Raw genomic sequence first — 20491 nt, 5'->3', positions numbered from 1 at the left:
GGGCTGGGGTGAGGGCACCGCCTCATGAGCGGCTTCACCGTCGGTGTCGCGATCCTCGGCGGCCTGGTCCTCGCCTTGCTCGTCGCCTGGAACGCCTGGGCCAATCGCCGCAACGCGCCGCGCCAGCCCGAAGTCGCCGTCTCCCTGTCCCCGGGGGACCCGGCGCCCCCCGCCGAGCCCACGCTCGATCTCGAACTCCCCGTGCCCGCGCATGCGGAACGCAAGGCCACCCTCGACCCGCTCATCGACACCATCGCCCCGCTTGCCGTCGACGCCCCCGTATCCGGCGACGCCGCGCTGGCCGCTTTGCCGCCCACGCGGCGCGTGGGCAGCAAGCCGTTCGCCATCGAAGGCCGCGACGCCGCGACCGGCCATTGGGAAACACCGCGCCCGGGCCGGCGCTACGCCGCCTTCCAGGCCGGCGTGCAGCTCGCGAGCCGCACCGGTGCGTTGAACGAGATCGAATTCTCCGAATTCGTGATGAAGGCTCAGGCCTTCGCCGACGCCGTGAACGCCGCGCCCGAGTTTCCGGAGATGCTGCAGGAGGTGGCGCGCGCGCGCGAGCTGGACCAGTTCGCCAGCGCGCACGACGCGCAACTGAGCTTCACGCTGCGCGCGCGCAACGCGGCCTGGAGCCCGGGTTACCTTCAGCAGAGCGCGGCCCGGCATGGCTTCGTCGCCGGCGCCATCCCCGGGCGCATGGTGCTGCCCGCGCGCATGGATGGAGGCTTGCCGGTGCTGGCGCTGTCGTTCGACACGCAGGCCGCGCTCGCCGAGGACCCCGCGCACACCGCCGTGCGCGAAGTGACGCTGAGCCTGGACGTGCCGCAGGTGTCGCGCACCGAACAGCCCTTCGTGCGCATGCGCGACGCGGCCATCGCGCTTGCGGCGTCGATGGACGGCCTCATCACCGACGACCGCGGCGAGGTGATCCGCGCGGAGGCGCTCGACGTGATCGGCAACGACCTCGAGACGCTCTACGACACGCTGGAGTCGCGCGACCTGCCGGCCGGGTCCGCGCAGGCGCGGCGGCTGTTCAGCTGAGGCGCCGCGCATGGTCGACGCCCGGACCCGCGAACGCGCCGACGCGTTGCGCGAACTGCTTCACCATCACGCGCACCGGTACTACGTGCTCGATGCGCCGGAGATTCCCGACGCGGAATACGACAAGCTGTTTCGCGAACTGCAGGCACTCGAAGAAAGCCACCCTGAACTGCGGGTGGCCGATTCGCCAACGCAGCGCGTCGGCGGCCGCGCGCTCGATGCGTTCGCGAAAGTGCGGCACAAGGTGCCGATGCTCTCCATCCGCACCGAAACCGACATCGAGGCCACGGGCGCGAAGAATTTCGACGGGCGCGTGCGGCGCGAGCTGGCATTGGCCGAATCGGAGCCGCCCGTCGAATACGTCGCCGAGCTGAAGTTCGACGGGCTCGCGATCAACCTGCGCTACGAAAACGGCGTGCTCGTGCAGGCGGCCACGCGCGGCGATGGCGAGATCGGGGAGGACGTGACGCAGAACATCCGCACGATCGGGCAGATTCCGCTGCGTCTTCATGGCAGCGCGCCTGCCGTCCTCGAAGCGCGCGGCGAGGTCTTCATGCGCCGCGACGATTTCGAGCGCATGAACGAAGAGCAGCGCGAGAAGATCGCAAGGGGCGCGAAGAACGAAAAGACCTTCGTGAATCCGCGCAACGCGGCCGCGGGCGCCGTCCGCCAGCTCGACCCCGCGATCACGCGGCAGCGCCCGCTCAGCTTCTACGCGTACGGCTGGGGTGAGATCGAAGGCGGCCCGGCGTTCGAGACGCATCACGAAGTCCTCGATGCGCTGAAGGCGTGGGGCCTGCCGGTGTCCGACCGCATCGCGGTCTGCCGGGGCGCGGAAGAACTCGTGGCCTATCACGACGCGATCGGGCGCGAGCGCGACCGGCTCCCGTTCGACATCGACGGCGTCGTCTACAAGGTGAACAGCCTCGCGCTGCAGAAGAAGCTCGGCTTCGTCACGCGCGAGCCGCGCTGGGCCGTGGCGCACAAGTTCCCGGCGCAAGAGCAGATCACGACCGTCGAATCGATCGACGTGTACGTGGGCCGCACCGGCAAGCTCACGCCGGTGGCGCGGCTGAAGCCCGTCTTCGTGGGCGGCGTGACCGTGACCAACGCGACGCTGCACAACGAAGACGAAGTGCATCGCAAGGACGTGCGCGTGGGCGACACCGTGATCGTGCGGCGCGCGGGCGACGTGATCCCGGAAGTGGTCGCGGTCGTTCCCGACAGGCGCCACGAGGAGGCGCAGGTCTTCCAGATGCCGAAGCACTGTCCCGTGTGCGGCTCCGAGGCCGTGCGCGAGGAAGGCGAGGCGGACCATCGCTGCACGGGCGGCCTCTTCTGTGGCGCGCAGCGCAAGCAGGCGCTGCTGCATTTCGCGCAGCGCCGGGCGATGGACATCGAGGGGCTCGGCGAGAAGCTCGTCGACCAGCTCGTCGACGAAGGCGTGGTGAAGACGCTCCCCGATCTCTACCGGCTCGGGCTGCTCAGTCTCGTCGCGCTCGAACGCATGGGCGAAAAGTCGGCGCAGAACCTGCTGGCCGGGCTCGAGCAGTCGAAGGCGACGACGCTGCCGCGGTTTCTCTATTCGCTGGGCATCCGTCACGTGGGTGAGGCGACCGCGAAGGACCTCGCGCGGCACTTCGGCAAGCTCGACGCCATCATGGAAGCGGACGTGGAGCGCCTGCTCGAAGTCCCGGACGTCGGGCCGGTGGTCGCGGAGAGCATCCACACCTTCTTCCAGCAGCCGCACAACCGCGAGGTGATCGAGCAGTTGCGCGCGTGCGGCGTGCATTGGGAAGAAAGCGAGCCCGCCGCGCGGGCGCCGAAGCCCTTGTCCGGCAAGACCGTGGTGCTCACGGGGACGCTGCCTTCGCTCACGCGCGACGAAGCGAAGGACATGCTCGAAGCCGCGGGCGCGAAGGTCGCGGGCTCGGTGAGCAGGAAGACGGACTACGTCGTCGCGGGCGCGGAAGCCGGCAGCAAGCTGGAGAAGGCGCGCGAGCTGGGCGTGGCGGTGCTGGACGAAGAGGGATTGAAGCGGCTGCTCGCGGGGTGAGGGCCCAGGCTCATCGGATGCGGGGGGAGGGGAGGGGCGATAGTCCTGCATTACAATCCATCGAAAAGTAAGGAGCCCGGCGCATGTCCGAATCGACCCTCACCGCCAAGGGGCAGACCACTGTCCCCGCCGACATCCGTGGCTTCGTGGATGCGAAGCCCGGCACCCGGCTCGTCTGGTCGGTCATGCCGGACGGAACGATCATCGTGCGCGCCAAGACGCGGTCCATTCTCGACATGGCGGGGATGCTCAAGGCGCCGAAGGGCAAGCGGGTGCGCATCGACCAGATGAATCCGTGGCGTTGAGGCGGGCTCCCGTTTGCCTGCCCTCGACACGAACGTCCTCGTCCGCTATGTCGTCCAGGACGACATGGGGCAGTTGGCGTCGGCGCGGCGCCTTGTCTCGCGTTGCGTCGCTGAGGGGCAGACACTTTTCATACCGGTCACCGTCCTCCTCGAATTCGAATGGGTCCTGCGCTCGAGTTTCGGATACGCGAAGGACGAAGTGCTGCTTGTCATCGCCACGCTCTTCTCCGCGGCCGAGATGACGTTCGAATCCGAACGTGCTCTCGAAGTCGCCCTGGAGCTGTACCGCGAGTCTTCCGCGGACTTCGCCGATTGCCTGCACGTCGCTCTGGCGGCGGATGCGGGAGAAGAGCCGCTATGGACGTTCGATCGCGGCGCTTCGAAGGTGGGCGGTGCCCGGTTGCTGGGACGATGATATTTTCGCAAACCGGATGCTGGAGTCGCCATGACGGTCCATGAAATCCTGAAGATGGGCGACCCGCGCCTCCTGCGCATCGCGCAGCCCGTGAAGGCGTTCGACACGCCCGAGCTGCACGCGCTCATCGCCGACATGTTCGACACGATGGCCGCAGCCAACGGCGCGGGACTCGCCGCGCCTCAGATCGGGGTCGACCTGCAGCTCGTTATCTTCGGCGCCGACGCCGTGAACCCGCGCTATCCGGATGCGCCGATCGTGCCGCGCACGGTGCTGCTCAATCCGGTCATCACGCCGATCGGCGAAGAGGAGGAGGAGGGCTGGGAAGGCTGCCTTTCGGTGCCCGGGCTGCGCGGCGTCGTGCCGCGCTGGAAGACGATTCGCTATACGGGCGTCGATCCGTACGGCCGGGCCATCGATCGCACCGTCGAGGGCTTCCACGCGCGCGTGGTCCAGCACGAGTGCGACCACCTGATCGGCAAGCTCTATCCGATGCGCGTGAGGGACTTCTCGCGGTTCGGGTTCACGGAGGTGCTGTTTCCCGAACTCGAAGCGACGGAAGACGACTGAGTCTGCGTCGGGCGCGATGGCAGCGTTGGCGCCTCACCCGACCGATCGGAAGCCGGCATCCGACTTGAGCGCCACCCATCTCTCCGGTGTGATGCCATGTTGCGCGCGCCACTCGGGCGACAACATGTCCAGCATGTCAGGGGATACGGACGCACCGCCGCGCGCCAGCGCTCGAAGGACGACCGCGAGCGCGCTGTCCAGACCTTCCCGCATCACGCCGCGATAGACCAGGCTGAACGCCACTTCGACGCGCTCGACGAAGTTTCCGTCCACGGGCATCTCCGGCGCAATGCACCGATTGACAAAACCCAGCGCGCAAACGGAGAGGCCGTCACCGAAGTTCCCGGTCGTGAGCAGCTTCGCCGCGTGTTCCCATTTGCCGGCCGCGGCGTACGCATCGATCAGTCGGGACGCCACCTCCGGACGGCGGTGGCGCAGCAATGCCGTGCATGACGAATCCGCCCACAGCTGCTCCGCCTGCTCGAATCCGACGAGGGTGAAGCAAATGTCGAAGAGAGCCAGCATCTGTTCGGGACTCGGCGCGACCGCGAAATCCTGTATGTCCTTGCGCACCTGACCCAGACCGATCGAGCTCGCTCGCAGGCTCGACAGCAGCCTTTCGAATTGATCGTCGCCTGGCGGGCTGCTCCTCCTGGGATGCGGGCTTCGCAGTCGGAAGGACTGTCCATCCGCCCGCCCCGGCAGCCTGTTCGGCGCGTGCTGGCCATGCGGATGACCGCGCCTGTAAGTCTCCACGCGCCCATCGTGCGCATCGTGCGCATCGGCCAGGCCGGGCGATCCTCGCATATCGTAAAGAGCCGGGACGTCGCCCGGCAGCGCCTGCCCTGCGGTACTGGAGACCATGAATCGCTCCCTCGGTGGTGAATTGGCGTGCCGATCGTCGGACAGCGTGCTGCGCACCGACGCGACGTGGAACGAATTCTCGCACGACGTTACCAACTTGCATCTGAGGGAGTTTTTCGGCGCGGCCCTCGCGAGCCGCTCGCACCGCGCCACGAGCAGAAGCACGCACGCATGCTCGCTCGGACTGAGGAGTAGTTTCCATGCCACCGAAAGTGGGAAGTTCATACGTGCCGCCGGCCGGCACGACGCAGGGCGTGGTGCGGGCGAGAACGCAGGCGTCCGAAGCGATCTACGACCGACGCGTGCGAGATCACATGGATGAGACCCTTCGGCGTGAACGCGCCCGTCCAGGAACGGTGCCCCGCGAGCAGGTTGAGGCAGCGCGCGAATGGTACGACGCCCGGGCGGCGCAATCCAGGTCGAAAGACGCGGTCAAGATGGCGAACCTGCCCCGTGCGGATCACGGACCCGTGGGTCAGACCGAAGAGTCGGTTCTCGCCGAAATCGCCGACGTGGCGGCCCGCATCGAGTCGATCAAAGGGACCCTGGAGCGCGTTGGAGAAGAGAACGCTGATCTCCAGATGAAGTTTGCTGAGCTTTCTCAGCAACTGCGCGACCCGTCGCGGGGCCGCGAGCTTCAACCCAAATTCCAGAAGCTGTCGGCGGCTTCAAGCCGAGTAGCGCAGGAGGAAGTCGAGGCGAAAGACGCGCTCCAGTTGGCGAAAAAGAGGCTTGGAGAACTGGACGCGACCTTGCAGTCGATCCGGGACGCAAGGGACGCTCCCAGGCAGCGCGCCGAGCAAGCCGAGAAGGAGCGAGTCGCGGTGAGCAAGGCTTTCTCCGCGTCAAGACGGGAACGCGCCGCCGTGGAAGGGGCCACTCCTGCTCGAGTGCAGGCAATTCGCATGGACGATGACGCCGGAGTTCCACCGGATGCCGAGGGTTGAGAGCGTCATGACTTCGCAAGCTGCAGAGTTTCCTCGCTTCGCCGATCTTGCCTGGGGATGAGTCGCCTCAAGCCTCGAGCGCCTCGAGCAGCTCCGTCTCGATCTCGATCTGCTTCCTGTTCTGCTGAAGCTCCGCCCCGTCGACGAGAAAGGTGTCCTCCACCCGCTCGCCGAGCGTCGTGACTTTCGCGAACTGCAGGGTTGCATGGAAGAATGCGCCCACGACGCTGCGAGCGGCTTGGCGGGTGAGATGGCTACTCGCTCGCCGACGGCAATCGCTTCAACAACTCCGGAAGCGCGGTCTGCACCGTGTCCCAGACCAGATCGAGATTGATCTCGAAATAGCCGTGAGCAATCCGGTTGCGCATGCCTCTCATGTTTCGCCAGGGAATCTCCGGATGCGCATTCGTGAAGTTCGGGTATGTGTCCATGACCTTGGTTGCGGCCTCACCGATGATGATGAGGCTCAAGATCACGGCTTGCTGCGTCCTCTTGTCGGAGGTGAACTCGACCTTGTCGCATCCCGCGACAAATTCGCACGCATCGGCCGCAGCCTGCTGCATGTGACTCAGATAGTCGGCAAGCCGATTTCCACTCATACCGGGCGGGCCTCGGCGAGCACCAGGGCGCGGAATTTCACCGGAAGGTCCGCCGGCGTCAACACATCGACGTGAATGCCCAGCAGTGATTCCAGTTCGTCCTGGAGTCCGCCCAGGTCGAAGAGCGTGGCGCCGGGCAGCGCGTCGACGAGAACATCCAGGTCGCTGCCGTCTCGATCGTTGCCGCGTACCACCGAGCCGAAGACTCGTGGGTTTGCCACGTGAAACCGGCTCGCCGCATCGCGGATCGCAGCTCGCTTCATTTCGAGAATGACCGATGGACGCATGGCTTCCTCGCTTCGCCGATCTTGCACGGGATGATAGTCGCCTCAAGCCCCGAGCGCCTCGAGCAGCTCCGTCTCGATCTCGATCTGCTTCCTGTTCTGCTGAAGCTCCGCCCCATCGACGAGAAAGGTGTCCTCCACCCGCTCGCCGAGCGTCGTGACTTTGGCGAGCTGCAGGTTCACCTTGTGCCGCGCGAGCACGCGCGCGACCGAATAGAGCAGGCCGATGCGGTCGCTCGCCGAAATCGATAGCACCCAGCGCTGCGCTTTCTCGTCGGGCCGCAGATCGATGCGCGGCGCAATGGGAAAGCTCTTCACCCGGCGCGACACGCGCCCGCGGCTGGGCGCGGGCAGCGGCCCTGCCTGCTGGATGGTGTGGGCCAGCTCCGACTCCACCATGCTGATCAGCTCGCGGTAGTGGTCGGGCATCATGCTCGTGACCGCCTGGAAGGTGTCGAGCGCGTAGCCGTTGCTCGTCGTGTGGATCTTCGCATCGAGGATCGAGAACCCCGCCTGGTCGAAGTAGCCGCAGATGCGCGCGAAGAGATCGGGCTGGTCGGGCGTGTACACCACCACCTGCAATCCCTCGCCGGCCGGCGAGAGCCGCGCGCGCACGATGGTGGCGCCCGTGCCCACGTGGCGCGAGATGTGGCGCGTATGCCAGGCGATGTCGCCGGCCTCGTGCCGCATGAAGTAGCCCACGTCCAGCGTGTCCCACAGTTTCTTGTGCGCCTGGAACGGCAGCGCGAAGAGCTGCAGCTGCACCAGCGCTTCGCGCTTGCGCGCCTCCACTTCGGCGTCGGGGTCGGGCGCGCGGCCGCCCAGCACGCGCAGCGTGTAGCGGTAGAGGTCCTCCAGGAGCTTGCCCTTCCACGCGTTCCACACCTTCGGGCTCGTGCCGCGGATGTCGGCGACGGTGAGCAGGTAAAGCGCCGTGAGCCGCCGCTCGTTGCCCACGCGCCGCGCGAAATCGCCGATCACCTCGGGGTCGCCCAGGTCCGCCTTCTGCGCCGTATGGCTCATCGCGAGGTGCTCGCGCACGAGGAATTCGATCAGCTCGCAGTCGTCGCCTTCGATGCCGTGGTCCCGGCAGAAGCGCCGCACTTCCTTCGCGCCGAGCTGCGAATGATCGCCGCCGCGACCCTTGGCGATGTCGTGGAAGAGCGCGGCGACGCAAAGGATCCACGGCTTGTCCCAGCCGGCCGCGAGCTGCGAGCAGAAGGGATACTCGTGCGCGTGCTCCGCGATGAAGAAGCGCCGCACGTTGCGCAGCACCATGAGGATGTGCTGGTCCACCGTGTAGACGTGGAAGAGGTCGTGCTGCATCTGCCCCACGATGCGGCGAAAGACCCACAGGTAGCGCCCGAGCACGGAGGTCTGGTTCATGAGCCGCATCGCATGGGTGATGCCGTACGGCTGCATGAGGATCGCGCGGAAGGTCGCGTGGTTCGCGGGATCGGCGCGGAACTTCGCATCCATGATGTCGCGCGCGTTGTAGAGCGCGCGCAGCGTCCGTGCCGAAAGCCCCCTCACGCCCACCGTCGTCTGAAAGAGCAAAAAGGTTTCGAGGATCGCGTGCGGCTCTCGCCGGTACAGGTCGTCGCTCGCCACATCGATCATCCCCGCCTTCTCGTGAAAGCGTTCGTTGATCGGCCGCGGCGCGTGCGCGGTCGGGTTGAGCCTTTCTTCGATGTTCAGCAGCAGGATCTGGTTCAGCTGCGCCACGGCCTTCGCGGCCCAGTAGAACCGCTTCATGAGCGCCTCGCTCGCCCGCGCGACGATGCGGCCGTTCGGCTTCACGGTGTTCGTGTAGCCGAACGATTCCGCCACCGCCGTCTGCAGGTCGAACACGAGCCGGTCTTCCCTGCGCTTCGCGATCACGTGCAGCCGCGCCCGGATGAGCGAGAGCAGCGCTTCGTTGCGCTTGATCTGGCGCGCTTCGAGCGGCGTCGCGAGACCGCGTCGCGCGAGTTCGTCCCAGCTCTTGCCCAGACCCGCGGCTCGCGCGACCCAGAGGATCACCTGCAGGTCGCGCAGGCCCCCGGGAGACTCCTTGCAGTTGGGCTCCAGCGAGTAGGGCGTGTTCTCGAACTTGTTGTGGCGCTGGCGCATCTCGAGCGTCTTCGCCACGAAGAAGGCTTGCGGATCGACGGTGGGGGCGAAGCGCTGCTGGAACTCCGTGAAGAGCTTTCGGTCTCCCGCGAGGAGACGCGCCTCGAGGAGCGAAGTCCGCACCGTGACGTCGCCCTGCGCGAGCGACACGCATTCGCCGACCGTGCGCACGCTCGAGCCGATTTCCAGCCCCGCGTCCCAGCAGCCGCCGATGAAAGCTTCGAGCCCGCGCTTCAGCTCGGCGTCGTGGTCGGCCGACACGCCGTCGGGCAGGAGCACGAGGACATCGATGTCCGAATGGGGAAAGAGTTCGCCGCGTCCATACCCGCCGACCGCCACGAGCGCGATCGACGCGGGCAGCCCCGAGCGCGACCAGAGCTGCCCGAGCGCGTCGTCGGCGAGCGCGGCGAGCCGCTGCAGCAGTGTGTGGATGCCGCGCGTGGAGCCGCCCTTGCCTCGCAGCGTGGCGAGCACGGCGTCCTTGCGGGTCCGGTAGTCGTCGCGCAACGCCTGCGCCGCGCATGCGACGCCCGCATCCGCCGCCTGAAGCATCATCCCTTCACGAACGCGGGCGGCGGCGGGCTCGCGGCCGAAAGCGTCATCACTTCGTAGCCGGTCTCGGTGACGAGCACCGTGTGCTCCCATTGCGCGGAGAGCGAGTGGTCCTTCGTCACGATGGTCCAGCCGTCGTTGCCGAATTCCTTCACCTCGCGCCGGCCCGCGTTGATCATCGGCTCGATCGTGAAGGTCATGCCGGGCACGAGTTCCTCGAGCGTGCCGGGCTTGCCGTAGTGCAGCACCTGCGGCTCTTCGTGGAAGTTGCGCCCGATGCCGTGCCCGCAGAATTCGCGCACCACCGAAAAGCCCTGGCTTTCGGCGAATTTCTGGATTTCCCAGCCGATGTCGCCCAGGCGCACGCCGGGCTTCACGCGCACGATGCCGTGCCACATCGCTTCGTACGTGACGTTCACGAGGCGCTTCGCGGCGATGGAGACTTCGCCCACCATGAACATCCGGCTCGTGTCGCCGAACCAGCCGTCCTTGATCACTGTGACGTCGACGTTGACGATGTCGCCCTTCTTGAGCGGCTTGTCGTTCGGGATGCCGTGGCACACGACGTTGTTCACCGACGTGCACAGCGACGCGGGGTAGGGCGGATAGCCCGCGGGCTGGTAGCCGAGCGTGGCCGAAGTCGTGCCCTGCTTTTTCATGTACTCCGCGGCGAGCCGGTCGATTTCGCGCGTGGTGAGGCCCGGCTTGATGAGCGGCGTGAGGTAGTCGAGCACCTCGGAGGCGAGCCGCCCGGCCACGCGCATGCCCTGGATGCCGGCGGTGTCCTTGTAGGTGATGCTCATGGGTCGAATTATCCCACCGGGGACGCCTTCCCGCGTGCATCCGCGCATGCCCGGTAAAATCCTGGGCCTACTCTCGAGGCCGGCTAGTGTCCCTCCACATCACAGAGTTCGAGGGCGGCAATGCCCTCGGCGACTTCCGAACCCAGCAACTCGTCGCCCGCCTGAAGGCGCTCGACTCCGGCATCGACGGCATCGCCGCGCGCTACGTCCATCTCGCGGCCTTCGCCCACGCACCCGACCCCGGCGAAGTGACGCGGCTCGCGGCGCTGCTGACCTACGGAGAGGCCTATGACGGGCCTTCGGCGGGGCCGCTCGTCGTCGTCACGCCGCGCCTGGGCACGGTGTCGCCCTGGGCTTCGAAGGCCACCGACATCGCGCACAACTGCGGCATCGCCGTGAAGCGCATCGAGCGCATCGTCGAATACCGGATCGCGCAGAAGGCGCGGTGGCCGCTCGGCGCGGCGAGGATGGATGATGCGGCGTTTCATGCGGTCGCGGCGCTCTTGCACGACAGGATGACCGAAAGCGCGATGCCGTCGCGCGATGGCGCGTCGCGGCTCTTCACCGAGCTCGCGCCGCAGCCGCTGGAGCACGTGGACGTGCTGGCCGGTGGCCGCGCCGCGCTCGCCGCGGCCAATGTGCGGTTCGGCCTCGCGCTCGCGGACGACGAGATCGACTACCTCGTCGAGAACTTCCGCAAGCTCGGCCGCAACCCGACCGACGTGGAACTCATGATGTTCGCGCAGGCCAACAGCGAACACTGCCGCCACAAGATCTTCAACGCGGACTTCACGATCGACGGCGTCGCGCAGGACAGGAGCCTCTTCGGCATGATCCGCCACACGCACGAGCGCGAGCCGGGGCACACGGTGATCGCCTACGCGGACAACGCGGCGGTGATGGAAGGCTACCGCGCGGAGCGTTTCGTGCCCGACGAAGAAGGCAAGTACGCGAAGACGGCGGCCACGCATCACGTGCTGATGAAGGTGGAGACGCACAACCATCCGACCGCGATCTCGCCCTTCCCCGGCGCTTCGACCGGGGCGGGCGGAGAGATTCGCGACGAAGGCGCGACCGGCCGCGGCGCGAGGCCCAAGGCGGGGCTCACGGGCTTTTCGGTGTCGAAGCTGTGGGGCGGGCGGTTCGGCAAGCCCGAACACATCGCGAGTCCATTGCAGATCATGATCGAAGGCCCGCTCGGCGGGGCGGCCTTCAACAACGAATTCGGCCGGCCGAACCTGCTTGGTTACTTCCGCGAATACGAGCAGGAAGTGGCGGGCGTGAAACGCGGCTATCACAAGCCGATCATGATCGCGGGCGGGGTGGGCAACATCGACGCGAGGCTCACGAAGAAGATCGAGTTTCCCGCCGGGACGCTGCTCGTGCAGCTGGGCGGGCCGGGGATGCGCATCGGCATGGGCGGCGGGGCCGCGAGTTCGATGGCCACGGGGACCAATGCGGCCGAGCTCGATTTCGATTCGGTGCAGCGCGGCAACCCGGAAATCCAGCGGCGCGCGCAGGAGGTGATCAACCATTGCTGGGCCGCGGGCGAGGCCAATCCGATTCTCGCGATCCATGACGTGGGGGCGGGCGGGTTGTCGAACGCGTTTCCGGAACTGGTGAACGATGCGGGGCGCGGGGCGCGGTTCGATCTGAGCAGGATTCCGCTGGAGGAGTCGGGGCTGGCGCCGAAGGAGATCTGGTGCAACGAGAGCCAGGAAAGGTATGTGCTGGCGATTGGGCCGCAGGGGCTGGAGCGGTTCGCGGGGTGGTGCGAGCGGGAGCGGTGTCCGTTCGCGGTGGTGGGGGTGGCGACTGAGGATCGTGAGCTTGTCGTGGGTGACGGGCTCGCGGTGCCCCTCACCCCCACCCTCTCCCCAGAGGGGAGAGGGAGTTCTGCCTTGCTCCCTCTCCCCTCGGGGGAGAGCGAAGCGAGGGGTCGGGCGGGGGTGAGGGGCACGAGCGGCGACACCCCCGTCAACCTCCCCCTCGAGGTCCTCCTCGGCAAACCCCCTCGCATGCATCGCGACGTCGCGTCCCTCCCTCGCGAAGTCCCCCCCCTTCACCTCGACGGCGTCAACCTCCAAGACGCCGCGATCCAGGTCCTCGGCCACCCCACGGTCGCCTCCAAGCGTTTCCTCGTCACCATCGGCGACCGCACCGTCGGCGGCCTTTCCCATCGCGACCAGATGGTCGGTCCATGGCAAATCCCTGTCGCCGATTGCGCCGTCACCCTCGCGGACTTCAGCGGCTTCGCGGGCGAAGCCATGAGCATGGGCGAACGCACGCCGCTCGCCTCGGTCGACGCACCGGCTTCGGGCCGCATGGCGGTCGCCGAGGCAATCACCAACCTCCTTGCCGCGCCGATCGCACTCGAACGCGTGAAGCTCTCGGCCAACTGGATGGCCGCGTGCGGCGAGGCCGGCGAGGACGCCGCGCTCTACGAGACCGTGAAGGCCGTCGGCATGGCGCTGTGCCCTGCGCTTGGCGTGTCGATCCCCGTCGGCAAGGACAGTCTTTCGATGCGCACGCAATGGGAAGGCGGCAAGGTGACTTCGCCCGTCAGCCTCATCGTGAGCGCCTTCGCGACCCTCGACAACGTGCGCGGCACGCTCACCCCCCAACTCGCGAGGGAAGGCGACACGTCGCTCATCCTCGTCGATCTCGGCAAGGGCCGCCATCGCATGGGCGCAAGCATCCTCGCGCAGACGCTCGCGCAAGCGGGCGGCGACGTGCCGGACCTGGACGATCCGCGCGATCTCGTGAACCTCGTGAACGCAGTGAACGCGCTGCGCTCGCAAGGCCGCATCCTCGCCTACCACGACCGCAGCGATGGCGGCCTCTTCGCCGCGGCGTGCGAGATGGCCTTCGCGGGGCACGTGGGCATCGCGCTCAACGTCGACATGCTGGTGACCGAAGGCGACGGCATCGGCGACAGCCGCGCCGAATACGGCGACGCGAAGAACTGGGCCGGCCAGGTGAGTGCGCGGCGCGAGGAGCTCACGCTGAAGGCGCTCTTCAGCGAGGAACTCGGCGTGGTGCTGCAGGTGCGCACGGACGAGCGCGACGCCGTGATGCAGGTTCTGCGCGAGCACGGTCTTTCGAAGCACAGCCATGCCATCGGAAAGACGGCCCGCAATGGCGAAGTGCAGGTGTGGCGCGACACGAAACCGGTCTTCGCCGCGAAGCTCGCGGACCTGCACCAGGTGTGGGACAGCGTGAGCTGGAAGATCTGCCGGGAACGCGACAACCCCGAATGCGCGGATAGCGAGCATGCGGCGGCGGGGGAGACGGAGGATCCGGGGTTGCATGTGCATCTGCCCCAGCCCTCACCCCAGCCCTCTCCCGCAAGCGGGAGAGGGAGCGGCTCGCTGCTTCCTCTCCCCTCGGGGGAGAGCGATGCGAGGGGTCGGGTTGGGGCGAGGGGGCCCGCGCTCCAGCTCTCGCGCCCGAAGGTCGCCATCCTGCGCGAGCAAGGCGTCAACTCGCACGTCGAAATGGCCTGGTGCTTCACCGAAGCCGGCTTCGACGCGTACGACGTCCACATGACCGATCTGCAAGCGAGGCGCGTCTCGCTCGCCGACTTCCAGGGCATCGTCGCCTGCGGCGGCTTCAGCTACGGCGACACGCTCGGCGCGGGCGTCGGCTGGGCGCGCAGCATCACTTTCAACCCCGTCGTCTCGCAGCAGTTCCAGTCGTTCTTCGCGCGATCGGGCACGTTCGGCCTGGGCGTGTGCAACGGCTGCCAGATGTTCGCGGAGCTCGCCGGCATCATCCCCGGCGCCGAAGCCTGGCCGCGGTTCACCACCAATCGCAGCGAACGCTTCGAAGCGCGCCTGTCGATGGTCGAGGTGCTGCCTTCGCCCAGCCTCTTTTTCGCCGGCATGGAAGGCTGGTGCGTGCCGATCGCGGTGGCGCACGGCGAGGGCTATGCGAACTTCACCCATCGCGGCGACGCGGCCCGCGTGATCCCCGCGATGCGCTTCGTCGACAACCACGGGCAAGCCACCGAGCGCTACCCGTTCAATCCGAACGGCAGCGCAGGCGGCCTCACGGCCGTGACGACGCCCGACGGACGCTTCACGGCGCTCATGCCCCACCCCGAGCGTGTGTTTCGAAATGTGCAGATGTCGTGGACGCCGCTCGACAGGAGCGAGCCGAGCCCCTGGATGCGGATCTGGCACAACGCGCGCAGGTGGGTTGGCTGAAAACTGCGTTAGCATCGATGCGCTCACCCTTCCAGACTCATCAGCTCGCACGATGAAGGACACCAACCCCAAGAGGCCGCTCTCATGCGCGTTCTGGTGATCGAGGATTCGCCGACCAACATGACCCTCTGCGCGATCGTGCTGGAGTCGGCGGGGCATACGGTGCTGAAAGCGGAGACGGCCGATTCGGGCATCGCGATCGCGCGCTCCGAGGGACCCGACCTGATCCTCATGGACATGCTGCTGCCCGACATGGACGGCGAGGCGGCGACGCGAATCCTGAAGGCCGACGCGCAGACGCGGACGATTCCGGTCATCGCGTTGACCGCGCTCGCGATGAAAGGCGACAAGGAGCGTTTCCTCGCGGCCGGCTGCGACGGCTACGTGGAAAAGCCGCTGCGCTACAAGGCGTTGCTGGCGGAGCTGGAGATGTTCTCTCAGCGCGCCAATCCAGAGTAGGGCCGCGTCCCGTGACGCGGTCCACGGCCATGGCGGCCGGCGTCGGGACGCGCGGGGGCGGCGCGCGCTACGACTCGATCGACGCCCTGCGCGGCGTGGCCATCGTCTGGATGACCGCGTATCACTTCTCGTTCGATCTCAACCACTTCGGCTGGATACACCAGGATTTCTATCGCGACCCGCTGTGGACGGTTCAGCGTGCGCTGATCGTGAGCCTCTTTCTCTTCTGCGCGGGGCTCGGCCAGGCCGTCGCGGTCCAGCAGGGGCAGAGCTGGCGGCGATTCTGGAAGCGCTGGGCGCAGGTCGCCGGCTGCGCGCTGCTCGTCACGGCCGGGTCGCTCTGGATGTTCCCGCGCAGCTTCATTTTTTTCGGCGTGCTGCACGGGATCGCGGCGATGCTGATCGTGGTCCGGCTGACGGCGGGGTGGGGGCGGTGGCTGTGGCTTGCGGGCGCGGTCGCGGTCGCGAGCAAGTTCGTCGCCGCCTGGCTGCATCCGCAATTTCCCGCGCTCGCTTTTCTCGATGGGCGAGCCTTCAGCTGGATCGGCTGGGTCGGGCAGCTTCCAGTCACCGAAGACTACGTGCCGCTTTTTCCGTGGCTGGGCGTGATGTGGTGGGGCGTGGTGGCGGGGCAGTGGCTGCTCTCGCATCGCGCGCAATGGTTGCGCGCGCGGCTGCCGGCGTGGACCGGGCCGCTATCGTGGCTCGGCACGTGGAGCCTCACCTGGTACATGCTTCACCAGCCGGTGATGATCGGCGTGATGACGGCGTTGAAGTAGGTCCGGGACGGCTGTTCTCCCTCTCCCCTTCGGCGAGAAGGCCGGGGTGAGGGGCATGCGACGTGGGACGTCACGCGATCGCAATCACTCGATCTTCGCCTTCTCGCGCAGCTCCTGCTGGAACTTCGCGAGCTTTTCCTGCTGCAGCTTCTGCGCGATCTGCGGCTTCACCTGATCGAGCTTGGGCAGCTGCGCATCGCGCACGTCGTCCACGCGGATGATGTGCCAGCCGAACTGGCTCTTCACCGGCTCCTGCGTCATCTGGCCCTTGCCGAGCTTCACCATCGCCTGCGAGAACTCGGGCACGTAGCTGCTGGCGCTCGCCCAGTCGAGATCGCCGCCATTCGCGCCGGACCCCGGGTCCTTCGACTGCTTCTTCGCGATGTCCTCGAACTTCGCGCCCTTCTTGATGTCGGCGATGATCTTCTTCGCCTGGTCCTCGTTTTCCACGAGGATGTGGCGCGCGCGATACTCCTTGCCCGAATTGGCCGCGACGAACCTGTCGTACTCGGCCTTCACGTCCGCGTCGGTCACCGGGTTGGCCTTCTGGTAGTCGGCGAAGAGTTCGCGAATGAGGATCGTCTGGCGCGCGAGCTCCATCTGCGCCTTGTAGTCGTCGCTCGCGTCGAGGCCGCGCTTTTGCGCTTCCTGCATGAAGATCTCGCGCGCGATCACTTCATCCTTGAGCTGGCCCTGCATTTCGGGCGAGACGGGCCGGCCGGCCTTGGCGAGCTGGGTCGCGAGCATGTCCACCCGTGTCTTGGGCACGGGCTTGCCGTTGACGATGGCGACGTTCTGCGCGAAGGCGGGCAACGCGATGCCGAGGGCGGCCGCCGCCGCGGCGGCGAGGAGGGCTTTCTTCATGGGAATTTCCGGAGGAAGGAACGCAAAGGGCCTGAATGGGTTTCAGAGTGTCTCGATCGCGAGGGCGTGCAGCCCGCGGTCGATGAATTCCTGCAGCGCATCATACACAAGCCGGTGACGAACGACCCGGGGCTTTCCCTCGAAGAGAGGGGAGGCGATCCGCACCCGGAAGTGCGTGCCGAAGCCCGTGCCGTCCGCACCCGCGTGGCCCGCGTGCTGCCAGCTTTCATCCAGCACTTCGAGCGCGCTCGGGCAAAGGAGTTCCCGCAGGCGCGCATCGAGCGCGGCGGCCGTGATGCCCGTTTTCAAGGCCGCGACCTCATGGCTCGGACTTTTCCGCGCCCTGCTCGAACCGGCTCACGTACACCGCCTGCCCGACCGAAAAGAGCACGATGAGCGCCGTCATCCCGAACACCTTGAAAAGTCCCCAGACGTGTTCGGAGAAGTTGTAGGCAACGAAGAGGTTGAGCACACCCAGGAGCGCCAGGAACACGGCCCACGCGAGGTTCAGCGAGCTCCACACCGGCTCGGGCAGCGTCATGTGTTCGGCAAGCAGCGTGCGGATGAAGTTCTTGCCGAGCGCGGGGCCGGCCAGCAGCATCACGCAGAACATCCAGTAGATCACCGTCGGCTTCCACTTGATGAAGGTCGCGTCGCGCAGCAGCAGCGTGGCGCCGCCGAAGATGAGGACGATGCCCAGCGTGAACCAGAGCATGCCGCTCACTTTCTTCCTGAGCGCGAGGAGCACCGCGACTTGCAGCATCATGGCCGCCATGATGGCCGCAGTGGCCACGTAGATGTCGAAGAGAAAGAGCGCGGCCAGAAAGACGACGCCGGGCAGGAAGTCGAAGAGCAGTTTCATTCAGGATTTCGGATCGAATTCGAGCGAGGCGGAATTCATGCAGTAGCGCAGGCCCGAAGGCGTGGGGCCGTCGTCGAACAGGTGGCCCAGATGCGCGCCGCAATTCGCGCAGACCGTCTCGGTGCGGATCATGCCGTGGCTCGTGTCGCGGATTTCCTTGATCGCGCCGGGCACCGCCCGGTCGAAGCTCGGCCAGCCGCAGCCCGCGTCGAACTTGGTCGCGGAGTCGAAGAGCTTCGCGCCGCAGCAGATGCAGTGGTAGCTGCCGTCCTGCCAGAACGCTTCGTACTTGCCGGTGAAGGGGCGTTCGGTCGCGGCGTGGCGAGTGACTTCGAAGGCGCCGCGCTCGGCGCCCTTTTCGGCGAGCACGGCCTTCCATTCGGCCTCGCTCTTTTTCACGGGAAAGTCGTTGTTCATGACGAGCAGCTGATTTCGATGTGGTGTGCCCAGTCGGGCGGAAAGCCGGCCATGTCCTCGTGCGCGGGGTGTTCTTCGAACGGCGACTGCACAAGGCCGAGCAGGGTTTCGACTCCGGAAAAGTCCTCGAGTTTCGCCTGCCGGATCGCGAGTTCGGCGAGGTGGTTGCGCAGCACGTATTTCGGATTGGTGGCGAGCATCGCGGACGCCGCGGCGCCCCGGTCGGCGGGCAGCCGCGCCTCGTATTGTCGGAGCCACGCGTCGAAACTTTCACGCTCGAGGAAAAGATCGCGCACCGTCTCGGCCGGCTCGCCCGCGACGAATCGCGACAGCCTGCGCCAGAAGATCGGGTAGTCGACGCGCTCCTTGGCCATCAGCTGCAGGATCGTTTCGATCAGCTCGCGGTCAGCCGGGGCTTCGCCTTCGCCAATCCCGGAAATGCCGAGCTTGTCGCGCATGCGGCGTTCGAGCTCGCGCGGAAAGATCGTCTTGTAGGGCTCGAGCGCGGCGAGCGCGAGGTCCTGGTCCTCGATGAGGGGCATGAGCGCCTGTGCGAGACAGAAGAGATTCCAGAAGGCCACGTTCGGCTGGCGGTTGAACGCGTAGCGGCCGGTCTCGTCGCTGTGATTGCAGATGTGGGCGGGATCGAAGCCGTCGAGGAACTGGAAGGGGCCGTAGTCGATCGTGAGGCCCAGGATGCTCATGTTGTCCGTGTTCATCACGCCGTGGCAAAACCCCACGGCCTGCCACTGCGCGACGAGCGCCGCCGTGCGCTCGCCGACCCGCGCGAGCAGTGCCGCATAGGCGTTGCCCGCGAATGGCTCCGTGCCGCGGCACTCGGGGTAGAACCGGTCGACCACGTAGTCGGCGAGCTTGCGCAGTTCCACATGCCGGCCGGCCGCGAAGAAGTGCTCGAAGTGGCCGAAGCGGATGAAGCTCGGGGCCACGCGCGTCACGACCGCCGCGGATTCGATTTCCTCGCGCCGCACCGACTGGTCGGAGCCTGTCACGACGAGCGATCGCGTGGTCGGGATGCCGAGCGCATGCATCGCCTCGGAGCAGAGGTATTCGCGGATGCTCGAGCGCAGCACCGCGCGCCCGTCGCCCATGCGCGAATAGGGCGTGAGGCCGCTGCCTTTCAGCTGCAGTTCCTGCGGCCCTTCGGCCGAATCGAGTTCGCCGAGCAGGATCGCGCGGCCGTCGCCGAGCTGGCCGGCCCACACGCCGAACTGGTGGCCGCTGTAGACGCTCGCAAGCGGCCGCGTGCCGAGCAGGCGCGAGTTGCCGGTGAAGGCATTCACGCCTTGCGGCGACGCGATCCATTGCGGGTCGAGCCCGAGCGCGCGCGCGAGCGGCCGGTTGGCCGACACGAGGTAAGGCGAGGGCAGGGGCGTGGGCTCGAGCTCCGTGTAGAAGGCAGGGCCCAGCCCGGCCAGGCTGTGGCGCCACGGGAGCGTCGGCTCGCCGGTCGCGGCGACCGCCTCGGGAGCGGCTTGGGGCGCTTGCATCATCCACCCGATTGTCCGCGCTTCGGGATGGCCGTGGCGGCGTGCGGGTTCAGGGCTTGCCGGGTGGGTTCGGCGTCCCCCAGACGAGTTGGGCGAGTCCCGCTTCGTCGCGGATGTCGATGCGCCCGAACTCGAGCGACACGAGGCCTTTCGTCTCGAAGTCCTTGAGCACGCCGTTGACCGTCTGGCGCGAGAGACCGGCGATGATGCCGAGCTCCTCCTGCGACAGGCTCATCCTGCGCGAGCCGTGCCAGAGCGTGCGGCCGAGGTACATCGCCACGCGCTGGTCGGGCGTGCGCAGGCGCATCGTCTCGATGATGGCCATCGCCTGGCCGAGGCGCATGTTCAGGCAGTCGGTGAGCGTGTGGTTGAAGGGGATGCTCGTTTCGCGCAGCTCGTCGAACAGCGCGCGCGGCAGGCACATGAGCTCGGTGTCGCGCAGCGCGATCGCGTCGTAGCGGCGCGGCTCCTTCTTCATCGCCGAGCCTTCGCCGAACCACTCGCCGCCGGGGATGCCCAGAAAGCCCTGGCGGCGATGGCCAAACTGGCTTTGCAGCTTCACGAGCCCGGTGAGCACGGCATACCAGCCGTCGACTTCCTCCCCGGCACGCAGCAGCACGTCGCCTTTGGTGCCGGGAATGGTGAAGACCGCATCGGCGACGGTCTGCTGAAGTTCCGGTGACAGCTGCGAGAACCAGGGCTGCATCGCGAGGAACTGCACCGCCGGCCGGGTGGGATCGCGAAACAGCATCGACATGCCCGGAAACGGCGTGGAAAGCAAAGCCATGACTTCTCCTCGTGCGTCCGGCTCCCGACAGATTTCGTCGGCACGCCGGCTGCGAC

General features: G+C 67.1%; 21 protein-coding genes. 9 read left to right on the top strand and 12 right to left on the bottom strand.

All coding sequences use genetic code 11. The features are described 5' to 3' along the window. Window positions 1-24 precede the first annotated feature (24 nt). The 5 genes from VHA82_RS07625 to def all read left to right on the top strand — a co-directional run bounded on the left by VHA82_RS07625 (window position 25) and on the right by def (window position 4390). On the top strand, window positions 25-1044 hold the full coding sequence (locus tag VHA82_RS07625) for a cell division protein FtsZ (RefSeq protein ID WP_325542101.1): 1020 nt from the start codon (window positions 25-27) through the stop codon (window positions 1042-1044). A gap of 10 nt (window positions 1045-1054) precedes the next feature. Further along, window positions 1055-3100 carry an NAD-dependent DNA ligase LigA gene (gene ligA, locus VHA82_RS07620; RefSeq protein ID WP_325542099.1) on the top strand — a complete coding sequence of 682 codons (2046 nt, stop codon included), beginning with the start codon at window positions 1055-1057 and terminating at the stop codon, window positions 3098-3100. Between the two features lie 83 nt (window positions 3101-3183). After that, on the top strand, window positions 3184-3405 hold the full coding sequence (locus VHA82_RS07615; RefSeq protein WP_325542097.1) for an AbrB/MazE/SpoVT family DNA-binding domain-containing protein: 222 nt from the start codon (window positions 3184-3186) through the stop codon (window positions 3403-3405). A gap of 13 nt (window positions 3406-3418) precedes the next feature. Beyond that, window positions 3419-3820, top strand: coding sequence for a type II toxin-antitoxin system VapC family toxin (locus VHA82_RS07610; protein WP_325542096.1), 402 nt, complete (start codon window positions 3419-3421; stop codon window positions 3818-3820). A gap of 30 nt (window positions 3821-3850) precedes the next feature. After that, entirely contained in the window at window positions 3851-4390 is a 540-nt protein-coding gene (gene def / locus VHA82_RS07605) for a peptide deformylase (RefSeq protein ID WP_325542093.1), read from the top strand. Window positions 4391-4423: 33 nt separating this feature from the next. On the opposite strand, the gene VHA82_RS07600 is transcribed toward def, so the two are convergent. Next, window positions 4424-5419: a hypothetical protein gene (locus VHA82_RS07600; protein ID WP_325542091.1), complete on the bottom strand. Its 996-nt coding sequence runs from the start codon at window positions 5417-5419 to the stop codon at window positions 4424-4426. Window positions 5420-5454: 35 nt separating this feature from the next. Here VHA82_RS07600 and VHA82_RS07595 point away from each other — a divergent pair, with 35 nt between their 5' ends. Further along, complete coding sequence (locus tag VHA82_RS07595; RefSeq protein WP_325542089.1) at window positions 5455-6201, top strand: hypothetical protein; 747 nt, start codon at window positions 5455-5457, stop codon at window positions 6199-6201. A gap of 67 nt (window positions 6202-6268) precedes the next feature. On the opposite strand, the gene VHA82_RS07590 is transcribed toward VHA82_RS07595, so the two are convergent. The 5 genes from VHA82_RS07590 to map are packed head-to-tail and all read right to left on the bottom strand — an operon-like array spanning window position 6269 to window position 10551. Then, a complete protein-coding gene (locus VHA82_RS07590) occupies window positions 6269-6424 on the bottom strand; it encodes a hypothetical protein (protein ID WP_325542087.1) in 156 nt (51 codons plus the stop codon). Between the two features lie 31 nt (window positions 6425-6455). Next, window positions 6456-6800: a DUF86 domain-containing protein gene (locus VHA82_RS07585; RefSeq protein ID WP_325542085.1), complete on the bottom strand. Its 345-nt coding sequence runs from the start codon at window positions 6798-6800 to the stop codon at window positions 6456-6458. Further along, window positions 6797-7087: a nucleotidyltransferase family protein gene (locus VHA82_RS07580; protein WP_325542083.1), complete on the bottom strand. Its 291-nt coding sequence runs from the start codon at window positions 7085-7087 to the stop codon at window positions 6797-6799. The genes VHA82_RS07585 and VHA82_RS07580 overlap by 4 nt, the downstream gene beginning before the upstream one ends. Window positions 7088-7129: 42 nt before the next feature. Next, a complete protein-coding gene (locus VHA82_RS07575) occupies window positions 7130-9748 on the bottom strand; it encodes a [protein-PII] uridylyltransferase (RefSeq protein ID WP_325542081.1) in 2619 nt (872 codons plus the stop codon). Then, window positions 9748-10551 carry a type I methionyl aminopeptidase gene (gene map / locus VHA82_RS07570; protein WP_325542079.1) on the bottom strand — a complete coding sequence of 268 codons (804 nt, stop codon included), beginning with the start codon at window positions 10549-10551 and terminating at the stop codon, window positions 9748-9750. Before map ends, VHA82_RS07575 begins: the two co-directional genes overlap by 1 nt. Before the next feature lie 86 nt (window positions 10552-10637). Between map and purL the strand changes: the two genes are divergently transcribed. The 3 genes from purL (at window position 10638) to VHA82_RS07555 (ending at window position 15997) form a co-directional block, all read left to right on the top strand. Then, window positions 10638-14759, top strand: coding sequence for a phosphoribosylformylglycinamidine synthase (gene purL, locus VHA82_RS07565; protein WP_325542077.1), 4122 nt, complete (start codon window positions 10638-10640; stop codon window positions 14757-14759). Window positions 14760-14843: 84 nt separating this feature from the next. Beyond that, on the top strand, window positions 14844-15218 hold the full coding sequence (locus VHA82_RS07560) for a response regulator (RefSeq protein WP_325542075.1): 375 nt from the start codon (window positions 14844-14846) through the stop codon (window positions 15216-15218). 29 nt (window positions 15219-15247) lie between these two features. Further along, window positions 15248-15997: a heparan-alpha-glucosaminide N-acetyltransferase gene (locus VHA82_RS07555; RefSeq protein ID WP_325542210.1), complete on the top strand. Its 750-nt coding sequence runs from the start codon at window positions 15248-15250 to the stop codon at window positions 15995-15997. A gap of 84 nt (window positions 15998-16081) precedes the next feature. Here VHA82_RS07555 and VHA82_RS07550 read toward each other — a convergent pair whose 3' ends face one another. Genes VHA82_RS07550 through VHA82_RS07525 form a run of 6 tightly spaced genes read right to left on the bottom strand, consistent with a single transcriptional unit; the run spans window position 16082 to window position 20435 of the window. Beyond that, the gene (locus VHA82_RS07550) at window positions 16082-16861 is read right to left on the bottom strand and encodes a peptidylprolyl isomerase (protein ID WP_325542073.1); all 780 of its coding nucleotides are present in this window, start codon (window positions 16859-16861) and stop codon (window positions 16082-16084) included. Window positions 16862-16903: 42 nt separating this feature from the next. Beyond that, complete coding sequence (locus VHA82_RS07545; protein ID WP_325542071.1) at window positions 16904-17170, bottom strand: BolA family protein; 267 nt, start codon at window positions 17168-17170, stop codon at window positions 16904-16906. Between the two features lie 10 nt (window positions 17171-17180). After that, window positions 17181-17723, bottom strand: coding sequence for a septation protein A (locus VHA82_RS07540; RefSeq protein ID WP_325542069.1), 543 nt, complete (start codon window positions 17721-17723; stop codon window positions 17181-17183). Further along, a complete protein-coding gene (gene msrB / locus VHA82_RS07535; protein WP_325542067.1) occupies window positions 17724-18140 on the bottom strand; it encodes a peptide-methionine (R)-S-oxide reductase MsrB in 417 nt (138 codons plus the stop codon). Further along, entirely contained in the window at window positions 18137-19648 is a 1512-nt protein-coding gene (locus tag VHA82_RS07530; protein WP_325542065.1) for a protein adenylyltransferase SelO, read from the bottom strand. The genes msrB and VHA82_RS07530 overlap by 4 nt, the downstream gene beginning before the upstream one ends. Window positions 19649-19697: 49 nt before the next feature. Next, complete coding sequence (locus VHA82_RS07525) at window positions 19698-20435, bottom strand: Crp/Fnr family transcriptional regulator (protein ID WP_325542062.1); 738 nt, start codon at window positions 20433-20435, stop codon at window positions 19698-19700. Window positions 20436-20491: the final 56 nt, after the last annotated feature.

Origin of the sequence: Ramlibacter sp., from assembly GCF_035548915.1 — a bacterium.
Classification (GTDB): Bacteria; Pseudomonadota; Gammaproteobacteria; order Burkholderiales; family Burkholderiaceae_C; genus Ramlibacter.
Note: the sequence above shows the minus strand (reverse complement) of the source record. Positions and strands in the feature narration are given on the sequence as shown.

Bases quoted from the DNA above. Each gene is read 5' to 3' on its own strand.
- VHA82_RS07625 (WP_325542101.1), top strand. From the start codon at position 25: ATGAGCGGCTTCACCGTCGGTGTCGCGATCCTCGGCGGCCTGGTCCTC.
- ligA (WP_325542099.1), top strand. From the start codon at position 1,055: ATGGTCGACGCCCGGACCCGCGAACGCGCCGACGCGTTGCGCGAACTG.
- VHA82_RS07615 (WP_325542097.1), top strand. From the start codon at position 3,184: ATGTCCGAATCGACCCTCACCGCCAAGGGGCAGACCACTGTCCCCGCC.
- def (WP_325542093.1), top strand. From the start codon at position 3,851: ATGACGGTCCATGAAATCCTGAAGATGGGCGACCCGCGCCTCCTGCGC.
- VHA82_RS07595 (WP_325542089.1), top strand. From the start codon at position 5,455: ATGCCACCGAAAGTGGGAAGTTCATACGTGCCGCCGGCCGGCACGACG.
- VHA82_RS07585 (WP_325542085.1), bottom strand. From the start codon at position 6,800: ATGAGTGGAAATCGGCTTGCCGACTATCTGAGTCACATGCAGCAGGCT.
- VHA82_RS07580 (WP_325542083.1), bottom strand. From the start codon at position 7,087: ATGCGTCCATCGGTCATTCTCGAAATGAAGCGAGCTGCGATCCGCGAT.
- VHA82_RS07575 (WP_325542081.1), bottom strand. From the start codon at position 9,748: ATGCTTCAGGCGGCGGATGCGGGCGTCGCATGCGCGGCGCAGGCGTTG.
- map (WP_325542079.1), bottom strand. From the start codon at position 10,551: ATGAGCATCACCTACAAGGACACCGCCGGCATCCAGGGCATGCGCGTG.
- VHA82_RS07560 (WP_325542075.1), top strand. From the start codon at position 14,844: ATGCGCGTTCTGGTGATCGAGGATTCGCCGACCAACATGACCCTCTGC.
- VHA82_RS07555 (WP_325542210.1), top strand. From the start codon at position 15,248: ATGGCGGCCGGCGTCGGGACGCGCGGGGGCGGCGCGCGCTACGACTCG.
- VHA82_RS07550 (WP_325542073.1), bottom strand. From the start codon at position 16,861: ATGAAGAAAGCCCTCCTCGCCGCCGCGGCGGCGGCCGCCCTCGGCATC.
- VHA82_RS07540 (WP_325542069.1), bottom strand. From the start codon at position 17,723: ATGAAACTGCTCTTCGACTTCCTGCCCGGCGTCGTCTTTCTGGCCGCG.
- msrB (WP_325542067.1), bottom strand. From the start codon at position 18,140: ATGAACAACGACTTTCCCGTGAAAAAGAGCGAGGCCGAATGGAAGGCC.
- VHA82_RS07530 (WP_325542065.1), bottom strand. From the start codon at position 19,648: ATGCAAGCGCCCCAAGCCGCTCCCGAGGCGGTCGCCGCGACCGGCGAG.
- VHA82_RS07525 (WP_325542062.1), bottom strand. From the start codon at position 20,435: ATGGCTTTGCTTTCCACGCCGTTTCCGGGCATGTCGATGCTGTTTCGC.